The organism is Treponema sp. R80B11-R83G3 (assembly GCF_054786115.1).
In genome coordinates this window covers 1-549 of record NZ_BDHF01000434.1, presented here as the reverse complement: position 1 = coordinate 549, position 549 = coordinate 1, and the positions used below count along the sequence as shown (strand labels likewise).

The 549-nt window shown below is 35.2% G+C and carries 1 protein-coding gene; it reads right to left on the bottom strand.

Annotation, left to right across the window (positions count from 1 at the left end):
• Positions 1-549 (bottom strand): hypothetical protein (locus ACYVRH_RS14320; RefSeq protein ID WP_461257546.1); only part of this gene is annotated, 549 nt, incomplete at both ends.

The window sequence follows — 549 nt, the reverse complement described above, 5'->3', positions numbered from 1 at the left end:
TTAATACATTACCGGTACTAAATGATTCAGTATTGGAAAGTGAGTTCCAAACTTTTTCTATCGGAACAAGATTTATCTGCTTCCTTGCAATTTCATCTTGATCAGAAGAACTTAGTATTATTTGTTTTACTGGCATAATAAAATTAGTTTTTACATTAATATTTATTTGTGAATGTACATCGCCGTATTTAGTGTACAATTCGATAAAACTGGATGATTTTCCCGGTATGCTATAACCTGTCCCTATTCCTCTGATAACTGAGCGCAATAAAAGGCCATGTATATTTAACAAATCCAACTGCTGAATGTAATCGCTTTTCCATTGACGGTCAAGTCCTGAGAGAAGTTGCTGTTGATAACCTGTAATTAATTCTGAGGTGTCGGGATGTTCTTGAACATAAGCGTTTAATAACTGTTTATATGAAACCTTGTCTTTTGCGGTAAAATGATGTTCAAGTCCCAAATCGCGCATGAGATTTTCAAACGCAAAATTTTCACGCGCCTGTTCTTCATCGCGGAATATAACTTCTATTCGCGGATATTCAGGAT